The sequence below is a fragment of the Methylocystis borbori genome, assembly GCF_036576025.1.
Taxonomy (GTDB): Bacteria; Pseudomonadota; Alphaproteobacteria; order Rhizobiales; family Beijerinckiaceae; genus Methylocystis; species Methylocystis borbori.
Genome location: NZ_JAZHYN010000052.1, coordinates 1 through 19,550, shown reverse-complemented (window position 1 = coordinate 19,550; position 19,550 = coordinate 1). Strand labels below are relative to the sequence as shown.

22 protein-coding genes, 1 tRNA gene, 1 pseudogene and 1 riboswitch are annotated in these 19,550 nt (G+C 64.4%); of the genes and pseudogenes, 12 read left to right on the top strand and 12 right to left on the bottom strand.

Annotated features, from left to right (window positions below; translation table 11 throughout):
• From V3H18_RS14180 to dgcA, 3 genes are all read right to left on the bottom strand, one after another.
• On the bottom strand, nucleotides 1-644 hold a 644-nt coding region (locus V3H18_RS14180; protein ID WP_332082726.1), incomplete at its 3' end, for a TolC family protein.
• Nucleotides 645-831: 187 nt separating this feature from the next.
• Nucleotides 832-2,058, bottom strand: a complete 1,227-nt coding sequence (locus V3H18_RS14175) for a cation:proton antiporter (protein WP_332082725.1) — start codon at nucleotides 2,056-2,058, stop codon at nucleotides 832-834.
• 149 nt (nucleotides 2,059-2,207) lie between these two features.
• Nucleotides 2,208-2,269: riboswitch (Fluoride riboswitch) on the bottom strand.
• An 81-nt stretch (nucleotides 2,270-2,350) separates the two neighbouring features.
• Nucleotides 2,351-3,334 carry an N-acetyl-D-Glu racemase DgcA gene (dgcA, locus tag V3H18_RS14170; RefSeq protein WP_332082724.1) on the bottom strand — a complete coding sequence of 328 codons (984 nt, stop codon included), beginning with the start codon at nucleotides 3,332-3,334 and terminating at the stop codon, nucleotides 2,351-2,353.
• 196 nt (nucleotides 3,335-3,530) lie between these two features.
• Here dgcA and V3H18_RS14165 point away from each other — a divergent pair, with 196 nt between their 5' ends.
• The 9 genes from V3H18_RS14165 (at nucleotide 3,531) to V3H18_RS14125 (ending at nucleotide 11,581) form a co-directional block, all read left to right on the top strand.
• Nucleotides 3,531-4,679 (top strand): ABC transporter permease, encoded by a 1,149-nt coding sequence (locus tag V3H18_RS14165; protein ID WP_332082723.1) that lies wholly within the window; start codon nucleotides 3,531-3,533, stop codon nucleotides 4,677-4,679.
• Between the two features lie 8 nt (nucleotides 4,680-4,687).
• Nucleotides 4,688-5,545, top strand: coding sequence for an ABC transporter ATP-binding protein (locus tag V3H18_RS14160; protein ID WP_332082722.1), 858 nt, complete (start codon nucleotides 4,688-4,690; stop codon nucleotides 5,543-5,545).
• Nucleotides 5,518-6,423, top strand: coding sequence for an MlaD family protein (locus V3H18_RS14155; protein WP_332082721.1), 906 nt, complete (start codon nucleotides 5,518-5,520; stop codon nucleotides 6,421-6,423). The genes V3H18_RS14160 and V3H18_RS14155 overlap by 28 nt, the downstream gene beginning before the upstream one ends.
• 171 nt (nucleotides 6,424-6,594) lie before the next feature.
• Nucleotides 6,595-7,221, top strand: coding sequence for an ABC-type transport auxiliary lipoprotein family protein (locus V3H18_RS14150; protein ID WP_332082720.1), 627 nt, complete (start codon nucleotides 6,595-6,597; stop codon nucleotides 7,219-7,221).
• Nucleotides 7,222-7,590: 369 nt separating this feature from the next.
• Complete coding sequence (locus V3H18_RS14145; RefSeq protein WP_332082719.1) at nucleotides 7,591-7,980, top strand: 2Fe-2S iron-sulfur cluster-binding protein; 390 nt, start codon at nucleotides 7,591-7,593, stop codon at nucleotides 7,978-7,980.
• Nucleotides 7,981-8,310: 330 nt separating this feature from the next.
• Complete coding sequence (locus V3H18_RS14140) at nucleotides 8,311-9,360, top strand: NAD(P)/FAD-dependent oxidoreductase (RefSeq protein WP_332082718.1); 1,050 nt, start codon at nucleotides 8,311-8,313, stop codon at nucleotides 9,358-9,360.
• A 4-nt stretch (nucleotides 9,361-9,364) separates the two neighbouring features.
• A complete protein-coding gene (locus V3H18_RS14135) occupies nucleotides 9,365-10,084 on the top strand; it encodes a 4'-phosphopantetheinyl transferase family protein (protein ID WP_332082717.1) in 720 nt (239 codons plus the stop codon).
• A gap of 123 nt (nucleotides 10,085-10,207) precedes the next feature.
• The gene (locus tag V3H18_RS14130) at nucleotides 10,208-10,789 is read left to right on the top strand and encodes an SRPBCC family protein (protein WP_332082716.1); all 582 of its coding nucleotides are present in this window, start codon (nucleotides 10,208-10,210) and stop codon (nucleotides 10,787-10,789) included.
• Between the two features lie 99 nt (nucleotides 10,790-10,888).
• Complete coding sequence (locus V3H18_RS14125; protein ID WP_332082715.1) at nucleotides 10,889-11,581, top strand: sulfate transporter family protein; 693 nt, start codon at nucleotides 10,889-10,891, stop codon at nucleotides 11,579-11,581.
• 13 nt (nucleotides 11,582-11,594) lie between these two features.
• Here V3H18_RS14125 and V3H18_RS14120 read toward each other — a convergent pair whose 3' ends face one another.
• Nucleotides 11,595-12,611, bottom strand: coding sequence for a complex I NDUFA9 subunit family protein (locus tag V3H18_RS14120; RefSeq protein WP_332082714.1), 1,017 nt, complete (start codon nucleotides 12,609-12,611; stop codon nucleotides 11,595-11,597).
• Between the two features lie 156 nt (nucleotides 12,612-12,767).
• On the opposite strand from V3H18_RS14120, the gene V3H18_RS14115 reads away from it, so the two are divergent.
• Both V3H18_RS14115 and V3H18_RS14110 read left to right on the top strand, forming a co-directional pair.
• A tRNA-Leu gene (locus V3H18_RS14115) sits at nucleotides 12,768-12,852 on the top strand.
• Nucleotides 12,853-13,007: 155 nt separating this feature from the next.
• A complete protein-coding gene (locus tag V3H18_RS14110; RefSeq protein WP_332082713.1) occupies nucleotides 13,008-13,781 on the top strand; it encodes a bestrophin-like domain in 774 nt (257 codons plus the stop codon).
• Nucleotides 13,782-13,872: 91 nt separating this feature from the next.
• Here the strand turns inward: V3H18_RS14110 and V3H18_RS14105 are convergent, their stop codons facing one another.
• The 6 genes from V3H18_RS14105 to V3H18_RS14080 all read right to left on the bottom strand — a co-directional run bounded on the left by V3H18_RS14105 (nucleotide 13,873) and on the right by V3H18_RS14080 (nucleotide 17,778).
• Nucleotides 13,873-14,022 carry a hypothetical protein gene (locus V3H18_RS14105; RefSeq protein WP_332082712.1) on the bottom strand — a complete coding sequence of 50 codons (150 nt, stop codon included), beginning with the start codon at nucleotides 14,020-14,022 and terminating at the stop codon, nucleotides 13,873-13,875.
• A gap of 342 nt (nucleotides 14,023-14,364) precedes the next feature.
• A complete protein-coding gene (locus tag V3H18_RS14100) occupies nucleotides 14,365-14,835 on the bottom strand; it encodes an SRPBCC family protein (protein WP_332082711.1) in 471 nt (156 codons plus the stop codon).
• 198 nt (nucleotides 14,836-15,033) lie between these two features.
• Nucleotides 15,034-15,252 (bottom strand): type II toxin-antitoxin system HicB family antitoxin, encoded by a 219-nt coding sequence (locus V3H18_RS14095; protein WP_332082710.1) that lies wholly within the window; start codon nucleotides 15,250-15,252, stop codon nucleotides 15,034-15,036.
• Nucleotides 15,249-15,491, bottom strand: coding sequence for a hypothetical protein (locus V3H18_RS14090; protein WP_332082709.1), 243 nt, complete (start codon nucleotides 15,489-15,491; stop codon nucleotides 15,249-15,251). The genes V3H18_RS14095 and V3H18_RS14090 overlap by 4 nt, the downstream gene beginning before the upstream one ends.
• A gap of 159 nt (nucleotides 15,492-15,650) precedes the next feature.
• Nucleotides 15,651-16,382: an SDR family oxidoreductase gene (locus V3H18_RS14085; RefSeq protein ID WP_332082708.1), complete on the bottom strand. Its 732-nt coding sequence runs from the start codon at nucleotides 16,380-16,382 to the stop codon at nucleotides 15,651-15,653.
• Between the two features lie 127 nt (nucleotides 16,383-16,509).
• The gene (locus V3H18_RS14080) at nucleotides 16,510-17,778 is read right to left on the bottom strand and encodes a NupC/NupG family nucleoside CNT transporter (protein WP_332082707.1); all 1,269 of its coding nucleotides are present in this window, start codon (nucleotides 17,776-17,778) and stop codon (nucleotides 16,510-16,512) included.
• 209 nt (nucleotides 17,779-17,987) lie between these two features.
• Between V3H18_RS14080 and V3H18_RS14075 the strand changes: the two genes are divergently transcribed.
• Nucleotides 17,988-18,116, top strand: coding sequence for a hypothetical protein (locus V3H18_RS14075; RefSeq protein WP_332082706.1), 129 nt, complete (start codon nucleotides 17,988-17,990; stop codon nucleotides 18,114-18,116).
• Nucleotides 18,117-18,176: 60 nt separating this feature from the next.
• Here V3H18_RS14075 and V3H18_RS14070 read toward each other — a convergent pair whose 3' ends face one another.
• On the bottom strand, nucleotides 18,177-19,025 hold the full coding sequence (locus tag V3H18_RS14070; protein ID WP_332082705.1) for a hypothetical protein: 849 nt from the start codon (nucleotides 19,023-19,025) through the stop codon (nucleotides 18,177-18,179).
• 60 nt (nucleotides 19,026-19,085) lie between these two features.
• A pseudogene (locus V3H18_RS14065) lies at nucleotides 19,086-19,550 on the bottom strand (hypothetical protein); the annotation flags it as partial.

The following is a 19,550-nucleotide window of genomic DNA, read 5'->3' as shown; positions in this document are numbered from 1 at the left end:
CCCTCTTTCCCTCCCCGCCGCTCTTCCGATCTCGCCGCGCTCGCGGCTTCGAGCTGGCGCGCCGCCGCATAGCCGCGCAGATAAGCGCGCGCGACGCCGCTCGTAATGAGCAGCCGCGCCTGCTCCAGTTCGGCTTCCTGCGCCGCCGATTCTCCGATCGCGGCGTCGAGCAAAGCGCGGTTCTTGCCCCAGAAATCCAGCTCCCACGTCAGATTGAGCGGATTGATGAAGGCCATCGTCTTTTCGAGTCCGCCCTGCGCCGGATTATAGGAGGCGACGACGCCGTGGAGCGGGTTGCGCGATTGGCGCATGCCGGCCGTCGCTTGAAGCTCCGGGAGCAGCCGCGCGCCCGCGACCTGAACGACGGCGTCGGCCTCGCGCAGCGTATCTTCCGCCTTCCGCAGATTTTGATTGTCGCGTAGCGCCTTGTCGACGATGCGGTCGAGTTCATGGCTGCGAAACGCCCGCCACCATTCCTCGCGCGGCCAGGCTTTTTCGCCGACGGCGGACTTCATGCCGGCGTTCGCGAGCGTGCGCTCCATCGCCGGCGCGCCGAGAAATTGCGCGCGTTCCCCCTCCGTCGTCGGCGCGCAGCCTCCGAGCGGAATGCATGCCGCGAGCGCGCATCCAATTGCGCTGCGCATGAGTCGAGCGGTCGCCTTGCAGGCGATTGTCCGTGGCGCCAAGACGCGAGCGTTTTTGCGCGCGCAATGGCGGCAAGATCGGCAACGCCCGTCGCGATTCGTTCCTTTCCCCATGGCCGACGTCACTTGCTCATTATTGATCTTCCGACGCAATCGTTTGCGCATCGAGCGCACAGATTTCACTTCGTTACGATCGGACTTCCGAATCGTCGAGCGACTCTTCGATTTCGGCGTTGCGAATTGGCTCGGCCAGCGTCGTTTCCTCCTGTGGCAGAAGATAGCGCGGCAGGTAGAATTTATTGGCGACGAGCGTCGGGATCACCGCCGTGCCGATGATCGCCGCGACCAATGTCGAATATTGGCTCTCGCTGATGATTCCATTGGAAAGGCCAAAGAGCGCCGAGATGGTTCCAAAGGTGAGGCCCGAGGCCATCAGCAGCGTCGTATACATCGCGTCCTTATGCGGGGCCTTGAAGGCTCTCGCGACCGGATAGACGCTGACGATTTTCGTGAAAATCTCCACGGCGATCAGGACGATCACGCCGAGCGGCGCGGCGATCACCGTCGGGATCGACACGAAATAGCCGGCGCGGAGAAAATAGAAGGGGGTGAGCAGGCCAATCGTGATGGTGCGCAGGCGCCGGATCAGCGCCGCATCGCGTCCGACGCTGCCCGCGAGCGCCATGCCGATCACATAGGCGGGCAGCACCGCCTCGCTTCCCGCCCAGACCGCGAGCGCGCCAAGCGCCATCAGGGCGAAGAGCAGGAACTTCGCTTCGAATTCCGACGGGCGCCCGCCAAAGAGCGCGAAGAGTCGGGGCGCCAGTCTCGGCAAGCCGACGAAAGCCGCGACAAGCAGGGCGACGAACAGCAGCGTCTTCCAGGTGAAGGGGGAAAAGACGAGCCCGAGCGTCACTACCGTGCCGAGATCGGTGATGAAACAGGCGGCGAGAATCGTCTTGCCATATTCAACGCGGTTGAAGCCATATTCCATCATCACCGTATAGACGACGGCGACCGAGGTCGCGGCGAGCGCGATGCCGGCGAGCAGCGCCGGCGAACTCTCCCATCCGAGCAGATAATGCGCGCCGGCCCAGCAGCCGACCGACGGGATCAGGAAGCTCGCGACGCCGATGGCGGCGGACTCTTTCCATTTCAGCCTGAAAACATCCGGATCGAGCTCGGCTCCGGCGAGGAAGGTCAGCATGATCGCGCCAATGCCGGCGAGGGTTTTCACCCATGGCTCCTGCACGCCGAAAACTTCGGCGCCGACCGTCGCCGCGAGGGCCGCGCGCGCGAGAATGCCGACAATGATTTCGACCAGCGCCGTGGAGAGGCGATAGCGATGGGCGATGAGGCTCGCGATCAGGGCGAGTCCAAAGACAAGGGCCGCCTGGGCCCAAATTGCCGTCATGCTCGATCTCGATGTCTGAAAGATGCGCGCCGAGGCGGAGCGCTTCCGGCGTCGCCTTTGCGAGGCGAACGGGAAGAATGCGGGCGCGGGAGGGAGTGGGGAAGGGCCGCCAGTTGCAATCGACTCATGACTCCTCCGCTCGCAAATATTGCGCAGCAGGAGTCATCAGCCTCTTCGGCGGTTATCGGGGAACTCCATCCCCATCGGGCAAAGCTTAAGCGACGGGCGGCGGGTTCGTCAACAAATCCGCCCGCGACGGCGCGGGACGGGCCGGAGGACGCAGGAAAACGGCCTATCCCCACAAGGCCGGCGCGGGCGGGGCCATTATCGAGCCGCTATAGGCAATTCCGGGCTCCCGGTCCTCGGCGAGAAGCAGCGGGCCGTCGAGATCGACGAAGGACGCCATCTGGCCGATCAGCGCCGCCGGGGCCAAGGCGAGCGAGGTTCCGACCATGCATCCCGCCATGACGGAAAAGCCCATGTCGCGCGCCGCGCGCGTGAGCGCCAGCGCCTCGGTCAGCCCGCCGGTCTTGTCGAGCTTGACGTTGATCGCGTCGTAGCGGCCCTTGAGCGGGGCGAGCGAGGCGCGGTCATGGACGCTTTCGTCGGCGCAGATCGGCATCGGATGCGCGATTCTCGCCAACATGTCGTCGCGCCCGGCCGGCAACGGCTGTTCGACGAGCGCGACGCCGAAACGGGCGCATGCGGCGAGCTGCGCCATAAGCGTCTCCTCCCGCCAGGCTTCATTGGCGTCGACAATGAGCGTCGCGCGCGGGGCGCCTTCGCGGACGGCGGCGAGGCGCGCGTCGTCGCCTTCGCCGGCGAGCTTCACTTTCAGCAGCGGGCGGTCGGCGGCTTTTTCCGCCGCCTGGCGCATCTCCTCGGGCGCGCCGACGGACAGCGTATAGGCGGTGGTCAAGGGCGCGAGCCTGTCGAAGCCCGCCGCCCGATAGGCGGGAACGCCGGAAAGCTTGGCCTCGAAGTCCCAAAGCGCGCAGTCGAGGGCGTTGCGCGCTGCGCCGGCCGGCAGCAGGCGCTGCAAGGCGTCGCGGTCGGCGCCCGCCTCGATGGCGGCGCGCGCGCCCTCAATGGCGCCGATGACGCTATCGACGCTTTCGCCATAGCGGGCATAGGGCACGCATTCGCCGCGACCAACGCAGCCTTCAGCCGCGAGCGTCGCGGTTACGACCACGGCCTGCGTTTTGGCGCCCCGCGAAATGACGAAGCGGCCCGCGATCGGAAAGGCTTCGGCGGCGACGGACAAGTTCTTCTTCATGTCTTTTCCCGCTGGGCCGCGCCCTTGGCTTGTGGATGTGCGCTGGCGCGCTTGCTGACGCCATGTCGCGAAGTTAAGAGCTTATGCACGCCGGGCCGCGGCGAGAGAAGGGCGCCGGCGAAGCGCCATAATCGGCTGATAGGACCACTCTTACAGACATGAGCCGGTTTTCCACGCCAGCGCGGAATGACGCGAGATGACGGCCGAAGCGATGCACGGCCCGCCCGCCGTCGCGCGCGCGCCCGCGGCCGATGGTCCGCGCCTGGCGCTTTCCGGCGACTGGACGCTCGAGGCGTCGCCTCTCCTCGAGGAGCAGGAGCGGCGCATCATCGAAGAGGCGCGGCGCGGCCGTTTCGTCGCCATCGATCTCGCCGGCGTTTCGCGACTCGATACGGCGGGCGCCTGGCTCATCAATCGAGCGCGCCGCGAATTGGCGCGCGCCGATGTCGCCGTCGCGCTTGAACATGTGCGTCCCGAACACTCGATCCTGCTGGAGGAAGCGCATTATCGGGTTTTTGAGGCGCCGCGGCGGCCGCGCACGAATCCGATCGTCGACCTTCTGGCCGACCTCGGCGAATCGATGGCGGGCGGCGTGCGCGAATTCGTGCGCGGGGTCGCCTTTCTCGGCGAATTCGTCGCGACGCTCGGCTTTGTCGCGGCCCATCCTATTCGATTCAGGCTGACCTCGCTGATCGCCCAGATGGAGCTGATCGGCTTTCGCAGCGTGCCGATCATCGTTCTCATCAATCTCCTCGTCGGCGCCATCGTCGCGCAGCAGGGGATTTTCCAACTCTTAAAATTCGGCGCTTCAAGCTACACCGTCAGCCTCATCGGCATTCTGGTGCTGCGCGAACTGGGCGTGCTGCTGACCTCGATCATGATCGCCGGCCGGTCGGGCTCGGCGATCACGGCCGAGATCGGCTCGATGAAAATGCGCGAGGAGATCGACGCGCTGCGGGTGATGGGCCTGTCTCCCATCGAAGTGCTGATTGCGCCGCGCGTTCTGGCGCTCGTGGTTTCGCTCCCGATTCTCACCTTTATTGCCGATATGGCGGCGCTCTTTGGCGGCCTGCTCGTGTCCTGGTGGTATGGAGGCATCAGCCCCGTGGCCTTCATGTCGCTGCTCAAGGAAGCGATCGCGATGAACACTTTTCTCGTCGGCATGATCAAGGCGCCTTTCATGGCGCTGGTCATCGGCCTCATCGCAGCGATGGACGGTCTCGCGACCAAGGGCTCGGCCGAGTCGCTCGGGCTGCAGGTCACCTCTTCCGTCGTTAAGTCGATCTTCATGGTCATTGTGATGGACGGATTATTCGCCATATTTTTCGCGTCGATCGATTATTGAGCGCGCCGATGACGAGTCTTGCGACATTTGAGAACGGCGCGCGGGCGGGCGGGGAAAGCCCCGACGTCGTCATCAGCGTGCGCGACCTCGTCGTCGGCTTCGGCGACAAGATCGTTATGAAGGGGCTCGATCTTGAGGTCTATCGCGGCGAGGTGCTCGGCTTCGTCGGCGGCTCAGGACAGGGCAAATCGGTGCTGACGCGCGCCATTCTCGGCCTTGTGCCGACGCGGGCCGGCGTGATCCGCGTTTTCGGTCAGGATCGCGACAAGCTCGCGCCGGCTGAACGGCGCGCGCTGGAGCAGCGCTGGGGCGTGCTGTTTCAAAATGGGGCGCTTTTTTCCGGCCTGACCGTGAAACAGAACATACAGATGCCGATGCGCGAGATGCGGGATCTGTCTCAAGGGCTGATGGACGAACTCGCCATGCTCAAAATCGAGCTTGTCGGGCTCGCCCCGGACGCGGCGGACAAATTTCCGTCGGAATTGTCGGGCGGCATGGTGAAGCGCGCGGCCCTGGCGCGCGCTTTGGCGCTCGATCCGGAGCTCGTCTTCCTTGACGAGCCGACATCGGGGCTCGATCCGATCGGCGCCGCCGAATTCGACGAATTGATCGGCACGCTGCAAAAGACGCTCGGGCTGACCGTGTTCATGGTGACCCATGACCTCGACAGCCTGTATTCCATCTGCGACAGGGTGGCGGCCCTCGCCGAGGGGCGGGTGATCGCCGCCGGCCCGCTGGAAACCCTCCTCGCGTCGGACCATCCGTGGCTGAGGGCCTATTTCCACGGCGTGCGCGGCGGCAGACTGAGAGCCGCGCGCGCCGAGCAAGAGGACGAAGAATGGAAACCCGCGCCAACTACGCGCTGATCGGCGCCTTCACGCTGGCGGTCGTCTTCGCGGCCTTCCTCTTCGTCTATTGGTTCTCTGGACCAAGCCAGATCGGCCGCCAGGAGACATATCAGATCGTCGTCACCGGCTCGGTGTCCGGCCTCACGCGGGGCTCCTCCGTGCTGTTCAACGGCGTCAAGGTCGGCGAGGTCACCCATCTTGGGATTTCGGAACAGGACCCGAGCAAGGTCGACGTGCTGGTCAAGATCGATAATCGGACCCCGGTCAAGACCGATACGCGCGCGCGGCTCGAAACGCGCGGCTTCACTGGCGTCGCCGACGTTCTGCTCGTCGGCGGCACGCCGAGCGCGCCGCCGCTAGAAGCGCCGCCGGGACAAAAATATCCGCAGATTCAGGCGGAGCGCTCGGAAATCCAGAACCTCCTGGGAAATGTCCAGAATCTGTCGTTCAAAGCCGCCGAACTGCTCACCAAACTCGACAAGCTCATCGACGACAATGGGCCGGCGATCACGACGACGCTCAAAAACGCCGAGACCGTCAGCAAATCGCTCGCCGATAATTCCGCCTCGATCTCGAGCTTCATACGTGACGCCTCGGAGGTCGCCGCGTCGATGAAGCCCGTCGCGGCGCGCCTCGACAAGGTGCTGGAGGCCGGCGAAAAGGCGCTCAAGGCGCTCGATCCCCGGCAGTTGAAGAGCATCACGACCAACATCGCCGGCGCCACCGAAAATTTGAATCGCTTCGCGGCGACGGGCCTCAAGCAGTATGAGCAGCTTGCGGTCGACGGGCGCAAGGCGGTCGATACGCTCGACCGCACGCTGCGGTCGATCGAGAAAGACCCCTCGCAATTCATTTTTGGCCCCGCGCAGTCCGTCCCGGAATATCGCGGTCGTTAGAGCATTCGCCGCCGCAGGCGATGCAGGTTCCGCCTAGAGAATTACGTCTCTTAATCGATGATTCAGGAATGCGCTTTCGAATGACAATCCTGATCGCGCGTCGTCTGGGCGCGCTTTGAGGCTCTGCAGGGATCGGTTAGAAGGGCTGCGTCGCGCCCATGGGGCGCGCGGATGAATGGACGGGCGACGATCGGCATGAGGGATGGGGCGTCCAGGGCGACGCGGCGCAGAGCCGCGCAGGCGATCGGCTTGCCGATTGTCTGGCTCGCCTTTTTTCTCGCGGGTTGCGCCCAGACGCCGCGGGAAACCTTCGATCTTTCGAGCGAGCCCGTCGCGCTGCGCGGCGTCGGCCTTAAGAGCGGAGCCGCCATTTTCGTCGCCCAGCCCCGGGCGTCGTTCCCGACCGCCTCCGATCGCGTCGTGGTGCGGGCGGAGAATGACAGCATCGCCGTCCTGCCTGGCGTGCAATGGTCCGCGCCCTTGCCGGGGCTGCTGCAGGCGCGCCTGGTCGAGGCGATGCAGAAGTCGGGGCTTTCCGCCTCCGAAAATATTGGCGGGCCGTCGCGACTGCAGACCGACTTGCGCCGCTTCGAGATCGACGTCGCGCGCAATCTCGCCGTCGTCGAGATCGCGGCGCAGCTTGTCGACGACGGCAGCGGTCGCGTGCGCGCGGCGCGACTCTTTGTGGCGGAAGCCCCGGCGCCGGAACATACGGGCGCGCCCGCCGTGCGCGCCCTGAGCGACGCCGCCGCGCAGGCCGCCGCGCGCCTCGCCCAATGGGCGCGCGCGCAGCTTTGAAGAGCCCTCGCGCTGTCGGCGCCGCCGCGCCCCCGACAAGAGGATGAAGATCTTCATGAATCGATGATCCATGAAGATATCCCCCTTTTCCGAATTGACAGATTTTCTACGTCGAACTGGTTTCGTTTCGCCGGAAGGCGCTCGAGATCGCGCAGCGTTTGGGCGGAAGCGCCAAATGCGGATAACCTAATCGATTCCGCGTGGTTAAGCGCGCTTTACGCGAAAGGCCGGATTCCATTTTTTCGCCGCGCGCTCTAGCGCCGCAATCGGGCGAATGCTAACTGAACGGCGACGAAAAACGGCGTCCGCTCCGGACGCGGCGCAAAAAATCCCCGCCGGATATAGCATCGTGAGGAAGAGACAGGCGTCATGGCGAAGATGAGTTTCGAGGACGGCGCGACCCGCTATGGCGCGGAACCGGGCGGCGGCGCGCCGACCAAAGTCAAGATCACCTTCGTCGATTCGCATGGTCAGGCCCGCACGGTCGAAGCCGAAGTCGGCTCCACGGTGATGGAGACCGCGCGCCGCAACGACATTCCCGAGATCGCCGCCGAATGCGGCGGGGCCTGCGCCTGCGCCACCTGCCATGTCTATGTCGATGAAAACTGGACGGAAAAGGCCGGGAAGCCGTCCCAGATGGAAGAGGATATGCTGGACTTCGCCTTCGATGTGCGGCCGAGCTCCCGCCTCTGCTGCCAGATCACCGTGCGGCCGGAGCTCGACGGACTGACGGTGACGACCCCGGCCCAGCAGGGCTAGAGCGCTTCCCGATCACATGGAATCATGTGATCGATAAGGAATCGCTCAAAATCAAAGTATTGGAGCAGGTTCTCATCGAAAAAGTCTGTCAACTTTTTCGGAACCTGCTCGAGGGGCGCGAGCCTTTCCAGACTATCGCGGCGCGGGTTTGCAACGCTCCACGAATGCGATAGACGAACAGCGCAGGAATTTTCCGCCTCGGGGTCCGCTGGGGGCCGCGCGCGCCTGCCGCCGCGCCCATGCGCTTGACGGCCTCGCCGCATCTTGCCAAGCGCGACTCTCTAAGCGCGCCTTGCCAAAGCGCGATTTGCAATCGTCGGGAACTTAAAAATGAATCAGCTCAACGAAGCCGCGATCGAAACCGATGTCCTCATCGTCGGCGCCGGCCCCGCCGGTCTTTTCGCGGTGTTCGAACTGGGCCTTCTCGACATCAAGGCGCATGTCGTCGACATTCTGCCGCGCGCGGGCGGCCAATGTTCCGAGCTTTATCCGGAAAAGCCGATCTACGACATTCCGGGGATTCCCGCCTGCACCGGCCAGGAGCTCGTCGACAATCTCCTCAAGCAGATCGAGCCCTTTCATCCGACCTTCCATTTCAACGAAATGGTCGAGACGCTCGTCTCGCTTGGAACGGCGGAGAAGCCGGAATTTCGCCTCACCACCAGCATGGGAAAGATTTTCCACTCAAAGCTCGTCTTCATCGCCGCGGGCGGCGGGTCCTTTCAGCCCAAGAAGCCGCCGATCCCGAAGATCGAGGACTATGAAGGCAAATCGGTCTTCTATGCGGTGCGCCATATGGAGGATTTCCGCGACAAGAATGTCGTGATCGTCGGCGGCGGCGACTCGGCGCTCGACTGGACGCTCAATCTCCAGCCCGTGGCGAAGAGCCTCACGCTCGTGCATCGGCGCGCCGAGTTCCGCGCCGCGCCCCATTCCGTGACGGCGATGCAGGAGCTCGTCGGCGCCGGCAAGATCAACTTCCGGCTCGGCCAGATCACCGCGATCGAGGGCGCGGAGGGGCATCTTTCGGGCGCGACGCTGAAAGGCAATGAGGGGTCGGAGGAGAAGCTCGCCTGCGAACGGCTCATGCCTTTCTTCGGCCTCACCATGAAGCTCGGACCTGTCGCCGAATGGGGCTTGCAGCTTCACGAAAATCTCATCCCGGTCGATACGGAAAAATTCGAGACAAGCCATCCCGGCATCTTCGCCATCGGCGACATCAATTATTATCCGGGCAAGCTGAAACTCATTCTCTCGGGCTTCCATGAGGCGGCGCTCGCGGCGCAAAAGGCGCATCGCTACGTCTATCCCGACAAGAAGCTTTTGTTCCAATACACGACCTCGTCGACCAATCTGCAAAAGAAGCTCGGCGTCTCCTGATTCGATGCGCCATGCGCCGCCGACGGCGAATGTCGACGTCGCCTGTCTCGACGTCGCGGCGGTCGGAGCGGACGAATGGTCGGGCCTCGCGGCGCTTCTCGACGAGAGCGAAAGAGCGCGCGCGGCGCGTTTCGCCTTCGAGACGGATCGGCGCGCCTATATCGGCGCCCATGCGCTGCTGCGCGTCCTTCTCTCGAGACGGGCGCATGTCGCGCCCGGCGATTGGCGCTTCGCCTCGGCGCCGTTCGGCAAACCCTATCTCGTCTCGCCGCCGCGCGATCTCGCCTTCAACCTGTCGCATACGCGCGGCATGGCGGCCGTCGCGGTCGCTGAGGCGGCGCGCGACATCGGCGTCGACGTCGAAGCCCTTGCGCAGACGCGCGACGTCTTGCGCGTCGCCGAAAGATTTTTCGCGCCCGACGAAGCGGCGGCGATCCGCGCCGCGACCGCCCTTGAGGCGAGAAACGACCTCTTTTTTTCGATCTGGACGCTCAAGGAGGCGGTGGTGAAGGCGGAAGGGTGCGGGCTCTCGCGCGGCCTCGACAGTTTTGTCGTCAGTCTGTCGCCATTGCGTATTACGGGCGCAGCCGACGAGCGTTTCAGCCTGGGGCAATGGCGCCGTCGCGGCTTTTGCGTCGCCGCGGCCGCGCGGGGCGAGGACGTCGCCTTCAGTCTCGAAGAGGAAACCGCAGCCGCGCTGCTCGCCGAGAGCCAAAGCGGCTGATTCAAAGGAGTCGAGCAGGACCGCTTGAAAAGGAATCGCGTTGCGGCTTCATCTCAAGCGATCCCGCTCCAAATTCGCGCCGACGCGGGCGTGTCTTCTCCCTGCATCAAGAGGAAATCTCGCATGACTTTGTTGCTCTTCGTCATTTGCTTGATCGTCGCGGTGGCCGCCCTGGCGATCCATCTGCAGCCGGATCGCTTCGTCGTGACGCGCTCGGCCCTCATCGACGCCGCGCCCGAGAAGGTCTTCGCCGCGATCAACAATCTGCGCAATTGGGATTCATGGTCGCCCTGGGCCAACCTCGATCCTCATGCGACCGCGAGCTTCGAGGGGCCGGCCGCGGGGCCGGGCGCGGCCTTCGAATGGTCGGGCGACAAATCCGTCGGCGCCGGGCGCATGACCATTGTCGACAGCCGGCCGACCGAGCGCGTCGACATCAAGCTCGATATGCGCAAACCCTTCAAGGGATCGAACGACATTTCCTTCGCGCTCGCGCCCGATGGCGAGGATGTGGCGGGCTCTTGGTTAGCCCGCGCCTTCCGGGTCGGACGCAAAAGCCCCGCGCGGACGCATGTCACCTGGACCATGTCGGGCCAGGCCGACTTCGTCTCTAAGGCGGTCAATCTCGCGATGAATTGCGACAAGATGGTCGGCGGCCAGTTTGAAAAAGGCCTCGCCAATCTCAATGCGCATCTGAGCAAATAGGCGCGCCATTCCCCAAGATAGAAATGGCCCCTTGCGGCGGTCGCCGCGAGGGGCCATTTGCATGGCGCCCGCCCGCGATAGGGGAAGACGAGACCGTTCATGACCGCGATGTTCGACGCCGCCCTTGCGGCGCTGCGCCAGATTATGACGCCGCCTTTCCGCATGGCGTTGCTCAAGAGCCTGGGCATGACGTTTCTCTTGCTTGCGCTCGCCTGGGTCGGGCTCGACAAGCTCGCCCTGTCCTTCCTGCTCGTCGATCATCCCTGGCTGCAGGCGGCGCTGACCTATGCGACCGGCGTCGGTCTCTTCTTCCTGCTCGCCTTTCTCATCGCGCCGATGTCGGTGCTCGTGTCGGGACTGTTCCTCGACGATCTCGCTGATCATGTCGAAGCCGATCTCTATCCGCCTGAGCGGCGGGGACGCGCCATTCCCGCGACGCAGGCGATTCTCATGGCGCTGCGTTTCGCCCTTATCTCCGCGATCGTCAATTTCTTCGCGCTGTTGCTGCTCTTCGTGCCGGGGATAAACGCCGCGGCCTTTCTTCTCGCCAACGCCTATCTTTTCGGTCGAGAATATTTTCTCTTCGCCGCGACGCGCTTTCGTTCGCTGAGCGAATCGGAAGAGATGCGCCGGCGCCATGCGCCGATGCTGTTCCTCGCGGGCCTGTTCATCGCCGTCTTCGTGGCGACGCCCGGCCTCAATGTATTGACGCCGCTTTTCGCCGTCGCCTTCATGACGCGCGTGCATCAGATGCTGTCGCCGGAACTGCGCGGAGGAATCGCGCAGCGCTAACGACGAGGAGGCCCTACGCGCTGAGGCGCTGCGCCTGATACTGGCCGGTCTCGCGATAGCGGTAGAGATAGGTCGGCACGATCGCCTCGATCGACTGCGGCCTTATGCCGAGGCCCTCCAGCGTGCGGCATTCGGCTTTCGCCGCTTCGCTCACGACATTATCTTTCTTGAGCAGCTCCACCTGGTCGCGCGTCATGCGCAAAAGCCGCGGGAAAAGCCCGAGAGACAGCGTCGTGAAGAGCTGCGTGAACGCGGCGACGAGCTTGCCTATTCCGAAAGAAAGCTTCAGGACGCGGCGGCGGCGCTCGGTCACTTTCAGCACATAGTCGATGAGCTCCGCGAAGCTTTTGACTTCCGGGCCGCCGAGTTCATAGGTTTCGCCCGCATTGGCGCGGCCTTTGAGCGCGGCGGCGACGGCCTCCGCGACATCGCCGACATAGACGGGCTGGAATTTCGTTTGCCCGCCGACGATCGGCACGACCGGGAAATATCGCGCCATCGTCGCGAAGCGGTTGAAGAAATCGTCTTCGGGCCCGAAAATGATGGACGGGCGCAGAATGATCGCGGAAGGAATGGCTCCGCGCGCGGCGGCTTCGCCTTCGGCCTTGCTGCGGCCATAGGCCGAGCGCGACTGCGGATCGGCGCCGATCGCCGAAATATGGACGAAATTGGAAATGCCCGCCGTCTTGGCGGCTTCGGCGACGGCGCGGGCGCCGCCCGCTTGCACGCTCGCGAATTTCTGCGCGCCGGTCTCGGCGAGAATGCCGACGAGATTGACCACGGCTTCGGCCCCGCGCAGCGCCGCCGCGACGGAGTCGGGGTGGCGTAGATTGGCCTGCACCGCCATCACTTGGCCGACGCCGCCGAGCGGCTGCAGATGGAAGGCGAGGTCCGGCCGGCGGCAGGCGACGCGCACGCGCCAGCCGTCGCGCGCCAGCGCCCGCACGACATAGCGTCCGACGAAGCCCGAGCCGCCGAAAACTGTCACCACCCGTCCCGCGCCAATGCTCTGGCTGTTATCGCCCCTCATTCCATTCGCTCCGCTTCTCGCCGCGCCGGCGCCGCCGGCGTAAATTCGTGGCCCGTGATCTAGCGAAATTTGACGACAAAGGAAATGCGCCGCGGGGCTTTTGGAGCCGCGCGCATTGACAGGGGGCGCGCGCGCCCCGTATGAGACGCGCTCAATGCCCAGGTGGCGGAATTGGTAGACGCGCTGGTTTCAGGTACCAGTGGTGAAAGCCGTGGAGGTTCGAGTCCTCTCCTGGGCACCAAGATAGCGCGCTTGTCTCGGAAGCGGCGGGTAATGCGCCGCAGTCCCAGGACGAAAGGGGCCGCCGCGCGAGGTAACCAACCGCTTCGACATCGCTTGCCGTCGCTCCCGCATCATGTCTAATTGCGCCGGCTCCGCTTGCTCGGGAGACGGCGCGTGTTCCTCTTTTTAGCTTCGCTTCCCTTTTGGCTCGGCGCGTTTTTCACTGTCCTCCTGCCGACCGCGCTCGCGATGACGGGGCCGTTCATCATCCGCAAGCGGCTCCCGCTCTCGCGTCTCGTCAAGAACAACGAAGTCGCCGGGTTCCACTTCGGCACGGTCGGCGTGATCTACGCCGTAATGCTCGCCTTTGCGATCGTCACCGTCTGGGAGAAGTTCAGCGAGGCCGAGCTTTTCGTCTTGCATGAAGCCGGCGCGTCGGCGGCGCTCCACCGTTTCGCCGCCGGCCCCGAGCCCGACGCGGTCGCGATGCGCGCGGCGATCAACGTTTACATGCAATCGGCGGTCGAGGAAGAATGGCCCCGGATGGCGGCGGCGCGAGAAAGTCGCGAAACCGCCCGGGCGCTCGACGCGCTTTACGCGGCCGCGATGCGGCTTGGCGAGGGGAAGGCCGCCGCCGTCGGCGTCGAGATCATGCGGGAGCTCGGCAACATCACGCAGGCGCGGCGGGGCCGGTTGCATCTCGCCATGGGCGTCGTCCCCCCGGCGTTGTGGACGATGCTTATTTTCGGCGCCGCGCTGACGATCGGCTTTTCTTATTTTTTCGGACTGGAGGATTTGCGGGCCCAGACGATGATGACGGGCGGATTGTCGTCCATCGTGTTTCTCGGCCTGTTTATCATCGTGTCCTACAACTATCCCTTTACGGGCGAGGTCTCCGTCGAGCCGCATCCGGTCATCTCGGTGATGGAGAATTTCCGCGGGAGATAGGCGTTTGCGCGTCTCGCCCCGAGACTGAGCGCCGCAAAAAAAAGCCCCGACAGCGCATGCTGGCGGGGCGTTTATAACGGAGCGTCGGCGCTCAATATTTCGTCGCGAAACGCTCTATGGCGTCGATAAACGCCGACGGCGCGACGATGACGCGGCGGACGACCCGCGCCGGCAATCTGGCGAGGGTGCGGACAGTCGACGAGGCGGCGACGGCTCGCGCTGTGGAAACAATGGTCTGCATGCGTGTCTCCATTTGCTGGCGTTAGGATTAGCCCCGAGCGTCAATCCAGTCCCTCGTCTCACCGTGCCGCTCTTTCCTTAAGATCGCGTAGGCCAGCCCGGCGTCACAATCTTGCGAGGGCGACGGGCGAGCGGCGGCGTCGGCGCGTTAATGGCGCCGCCCATGTCGCATGCGGATTGCGTTTGCTTGGGGAGGCCGCTTTCCGTCGCGTGCATGAGCGAACGGGACATTTCTAACAGGCGCGCGTTTCGGCGCGTTGCCGCCATGTTGCCGGTTGGTTTCGGCGCTCGGACGAAATAGCGGCGGCGCCTAGACCGACCGCTCCAGCGTCGCGGCCTGCGATCAAGCCCCGTGCTCCAGGAGGTCGGGGAGGCGCTTGGCGAGGCTCCTGAGGACGCTCTCCGATCCCTTGACCATCACCTCATAGAGATTGGCCGACGCAGGATCGGCGGGCAGTCCTTCCTGCGCGAAACGGAAATGCGTGCCGCCATCCGCCGTCGGCGATATGGTCCAGATGACCGTCGTATCCATATAGCGGCCGAAGCCCTTGAGCTCCTCGTGCCCGCCCCACCAGCGAAAGCTCAACGTCTTGGGCTCCTCGACGGCGACGACCTGACATTTGAATTCGCCGTCCCAGCGCTCGATCGGGCGCCCCCAAATGGTAAATTTGTGCCCTTCGACGGGCTGGATGTCGTTCGGAAAAAACCAGACGGCGAGCCATTCCGAGTCCGTCATCGCCCGCCAGACGGCGTCGATAGGATGGGCGAGATCCGCTTCCGTCAGAATGGAGCGCGTTTCAGAAACTTCGGTCACGTGATGAGCCCCCTATCCCTAAGCCAAGCGGTCCAGATGCGGACGGCTCGGTTGGGGCAATAGGCGTGCCAAGTTGAGGCGGCTGCGCGTCTCCAGCGCAGGGCCTTGATCTCCGCGAGCGAGCCGGCGGCGCGTCTTTTCGCCGAACATTTCAGCGCCTTGTCATGTCGGAAAGGCGCCAAGGCGCGGGAGCGCCGCTCACGCGGCAGGCGCGGAGGGGACAGGCGCCGGCCTGTCCACCGCCTTCAAGGCGTCGAGACAGGCGAAACAGGCGGCCTTCGCGTCCTCAATGGCTTCTTCCGGCGTCTCGCCGACGCCAAGGCAACCCGGAATGTCGGGAAAGGAGACGACATAGCCGCCGCCATCCTCGGGGGGAAGCGGCGCGACGTCATAGTGATAGGGGGATGGATCGCTCACTGGTCCAGCTCGTCCATGCGGTCGATCATGGCGACGAAAGCCTTCACATGAACGGACCTGATCTTCTTTTTCATCGGAATGGCGACGCAATGGGGAACGGAGGGATGCGTGAACACCACATGTGTCCCGGTCACCTTGCGGAATTTTATGGCATATTGCGACGCCGTGATTTCGAAATCGGCAGGGGTCCAGTCCCCTCCTGGATTGCCGCGAAAAGCTTCCAGGCGTTTGTTGTGCATGGCCGCGCGCCCAATATCCGGTGATTGACGCGTCGGACGCGCCGCTAGATCACGCTGCGTTTAGGCGGAACTGCCTAAACCCCTTTTCCATATTGTCCGCTTCGGTCACGCAAAAAACAGGCCCGCGCCGCCGCGCGGCGGGCTCAAGAGCGCCCGCTCTCAGACGAGGCCGCCATTCACGCGGATGATTTGGCCATTGATCCAGCCGGCCTGAGGTCCGACGAGGAAAGATACGACGGGGGCGATGTCCTCGACCTCGCCGAGGCGTCCGAGCGGGTGCATTTGCCTGATGCGCTCGATCGTCGTCTCGTCCTTGCCGTTGAAGAAAAGCTCCGTGGCGACGGGGCCGGGCGCGATGGCGTTGACCGTGATTTTGCGCGGTCCAAGCTCTTTCGCGAGAATATGCGTCATCGCCTCGACCGCGGCCTTCGTCGCCGCATAGGCGCCATAGCTCGGCTGATAGAGGCCGACGACGCTCGACGAGAAGCTGACGATCCGGCCGCCGTCCCGCAGCCGGCGGGCGGCTTCGCGCAGGCCGTTGAAGACGCCCTTGAGATTGATCGCGACCGTCTCGTCGAATGTCGCGTCGTCGGTTTGGGCGATCGGCGCGAGCTTCATGACGCCGGCGTTATTGACGAGGACATCGACGCCGCCGAAGGCCTTTTCCGCCTCGTCGAACAGGTGGCGCATATCGTCTGGCGAGGATACGTCCGCCCGGATCGCGCGCGCCTCGCCGCCGCCTGCCGATATCTGTCGCACGGCCTCCTCGGCGTCGGCGGTCGAGCCCGCGTAATTCACGACAACGGCGAAGCCGTCCTTCGCGAGCCGCGCCGCGATCGCGCGGCCGATGCCGCGCGACGCGCCGGTGACGATCGCCGCCTGTTGCGTCATTTCCTGCTCCGTGAACGTCCCAACTCGTGATCTCGATTGAACGCCGATGCGGCCGCTGGGATTTCTTCGCCATATGGGGCGCGGGCGTCAAAGATGGGAGGCGCCTTTGAATGGGAAGCGCATTTGTTCAGAAGGCCCCCATCTCGAAGAGCAGGCCGGCGACGGCTCCGCTCATACAGGTCGCCATGGTTCCCGACAGGATGGATCGCAGGCCGAGACGGGCGATTTCCGCGCGCCGGTTCGGCAGTATGACATTGAGCCCGCCGACGAGAATGCCCATGCTGCCGAAATTGGCGAAGCCGCAAAGCGCATAGGTGAGGATCAGCCGGCTTTTCGGCGAGAGCGCCTCGGCGCCCAATTGGCTCATGTCGCGATAGGCGACGAATTCATTCACGACCGTCTTCGTCGCCATGAGCGAGGAAGCGGCGCCGCCTTCCTCCCAGGGCACGCCGATCAGCCAGACGATGGGTCGGAAGGCGTAAGCGAATATCATTTGCAGGCTCACGGTCTGACCGTCGATCATGGGCAAATGCGCGAGCGCCATATTGACGAGCGTCACTAGAGCCACCGTCGTCAAAAGGACGGCGACGATGCCGACGAGCGGCCCGACGCCTTCGGCGACGCCCTTGATGATGGCGTCGAAAGCGCCCACGGGCGGGTGCTCGACGATGAATTGAACGTCGTCCCTGTCTTCTTGGTCGAGGCGCCAAGGCGACATGACGGCGGCGATCGCGATGGCCGCGGGCGTCGCGATCGCCGAGGCGATGAGAATATGCCCCAGGGCGTCGGGGAGGAACGGAGAGAGAAATCCCGCGTAAATCACCATGACCGTGCCGGCGACCCCAGCCATGCCGCAGCTCATCAAAGCGAAGAGTTCGCCTTGCTGCATCTTCGCGAGATAAGGGCGGATCAGCAGCGGCGCTTCGATCATGCCGACGAAAATATGAACGGCGGCGCCGAGCGCCAGCGGACCGTCGAGTCCCATTGAGCGGCGCAACGCCCAGGCGAAGGCGCCCGCGATGCGCTGAAGCAGGCCCCAATGGAAAAAGAGCGAGGCGAGCGCGGAAATCGTCAGCACCATGGGAAGCGCCTTGAAGGCGAGGATGAAATTCGCGCTCGGCGTCTTCTCTTCGAAGGGCGTCGCGCCGCCGCCAAGATAGCCGAACACAAAGCTAGAGCCGGCGTCGGTCGCCGTCTGCATGGCGTGCGCGGCGTCATTGGCGATGAGCAGGAGCTGTTTCGCCGGCGGAAAAGCGACGAGGATCAGCGCGGCCGCCGCTTCCAGCGCCAGCCCGCCGATCACGACGCGCCAGCGAATCCTGCGGCGGTCTTCGCTCAAGAGGAAGGCGATCAGAAAAAAGCAAAGGAATGCGAGGAAGAAGCGAAGAACCGCCATAGCGTCTTGGTTTCCTGACTGGCTGTGAAAGCGGGCGCGCCGTCGGCGCCGTTCGTTTAGCAAAAAAAGCCCCGCATCGCGACGATACCGGCGAGAACCCGCGCGTCCTGGCGTGAAGGCTATCTCCCACGGCGGGGGCGTGTGCGTCGGCGCACAGCGCTATGGCGCGTCTTTCCTTAACTTCCGAGCATCGAAGAAAGGAAAACGTCATGGGACCGGTGATCACGACAGGAATTTTCGGAGTCGTCGCCATCGCATTGGCGGCCGAGGCGCTCAACATCGCCATGGCGTTCAGCGAATTGAGCCATGTCGCCGCCTATAATGCGGGGCTCTTTTAACGCGCTCGGCGCGACGCCGTCCGCGCCAGAGGCGGCAGGTCGCGCGCAAAAGCCAAATTTCTATCGGTCGCGGCCGAGCGCGGGGAAGAAACCTTTGCCGACATGCCGCGCCGCGACGTCGCCGAGAATGTCGCGCCACATGCGATAAGGATCGCCAAAGACGCCCGCTCCGAGGTCTCTATCGGCGAGCGCCGCAGCAAGGCAGGTCATCGCCTGCGGCAGGTCGTGCGCATTTTCGAGATAGAGAAGACGCGTTCCGACCGAATCCTCGCCCATCACCGACATGGCGGCGGCGATCTCGACATTATCGCGGCGGCCAAAGGCCACCCCGCAGACGCAGAAGAGACTCGTTTCCCAAACACCCGGATCGGTTTCTTCGATGAGAGCGCGCAAACCTTTGACGATCGACGCATAGACTTCCTCGCCGACGGCGGCGATGATCTTTTCCAGTTCGCCCCGAACCTGTTCTAGCGCCTCCGAGAACTCCGCCAGCGTCGCCGTCTGACCCGCAGACCAATGGGCCGAGAGCTGAAGCAATCGGCTGAGAACGATTTTAGCCGGGGATTTAAGTTCCTCTGGCAATTCCGACGACAGGAGCGAGACGGCTTCCTCCAGGGCCGCTTTCAAACGATGCGCCGCGAGCCGCGCGGACTCGATATCCTTCCGCCGCGCGAGACGCGCGCAGCTCGCCTGCGTCCCGATGACCGCATGCATCAGCGATTTGATCCGGGAGAGCCAAGGCGTCGGCGGATAGGATTTTACGACTTCGCCATGCTCTATGCGCCAGATTTCGCCGGTGCCGATCAAGGTGGTCGCGGCGAGAGGCGTCGAGGCGAATACTTCTTTGCGGTTTTCGCCGTAGAGCGTTCGGAACGTCGCGTTGATCTCGCCAAAAGGATCGCTCTGCATAAACTCAGCCCCTCGAATATCGATTTATAAGACAGCGCCAATTTCGGCCCGCTCGGCGAATCACCGTCCGAACAAGCCGCGCATGGCGGCGAAGAGGCCTCTCGGCTTTTCGGCCGCGGGCGGGGCGTCGGCGAGGCTTTCCGCTTCGCGGCGCTTCGCGTCGAGTTCGACGTCGGCGCGGGCGACAAGCGCGGCGAGCGTCGGCGCGTCCTGCGGCGGCGTCCATTCGCCCGCGCGCCGGCGGCGCAGATAGGCGTCAAGCGTTTCCGCCGCATCCGTCGCGCCATTGGCGTCGAAATGCGCGCGGGCGATTTCGACGGACGCGGCGTCGGCGATCAGGCGCGCCGCATTCGTCGCCTCGCGGCGCGTCGCCTCGTCGGCCGCAAGCGCGATCCGCGCTTCGCGCAGCGCCGCGAGTTCGGGCTCGGCGAACAGCGCGCGCAACAGCCGCGCCTCCAGCGCGACATCGAGTTTGGCCGGCGCCATGCCCTCCGCGCCGCAAGCCGCAAGATAGCGCGTCAGCAG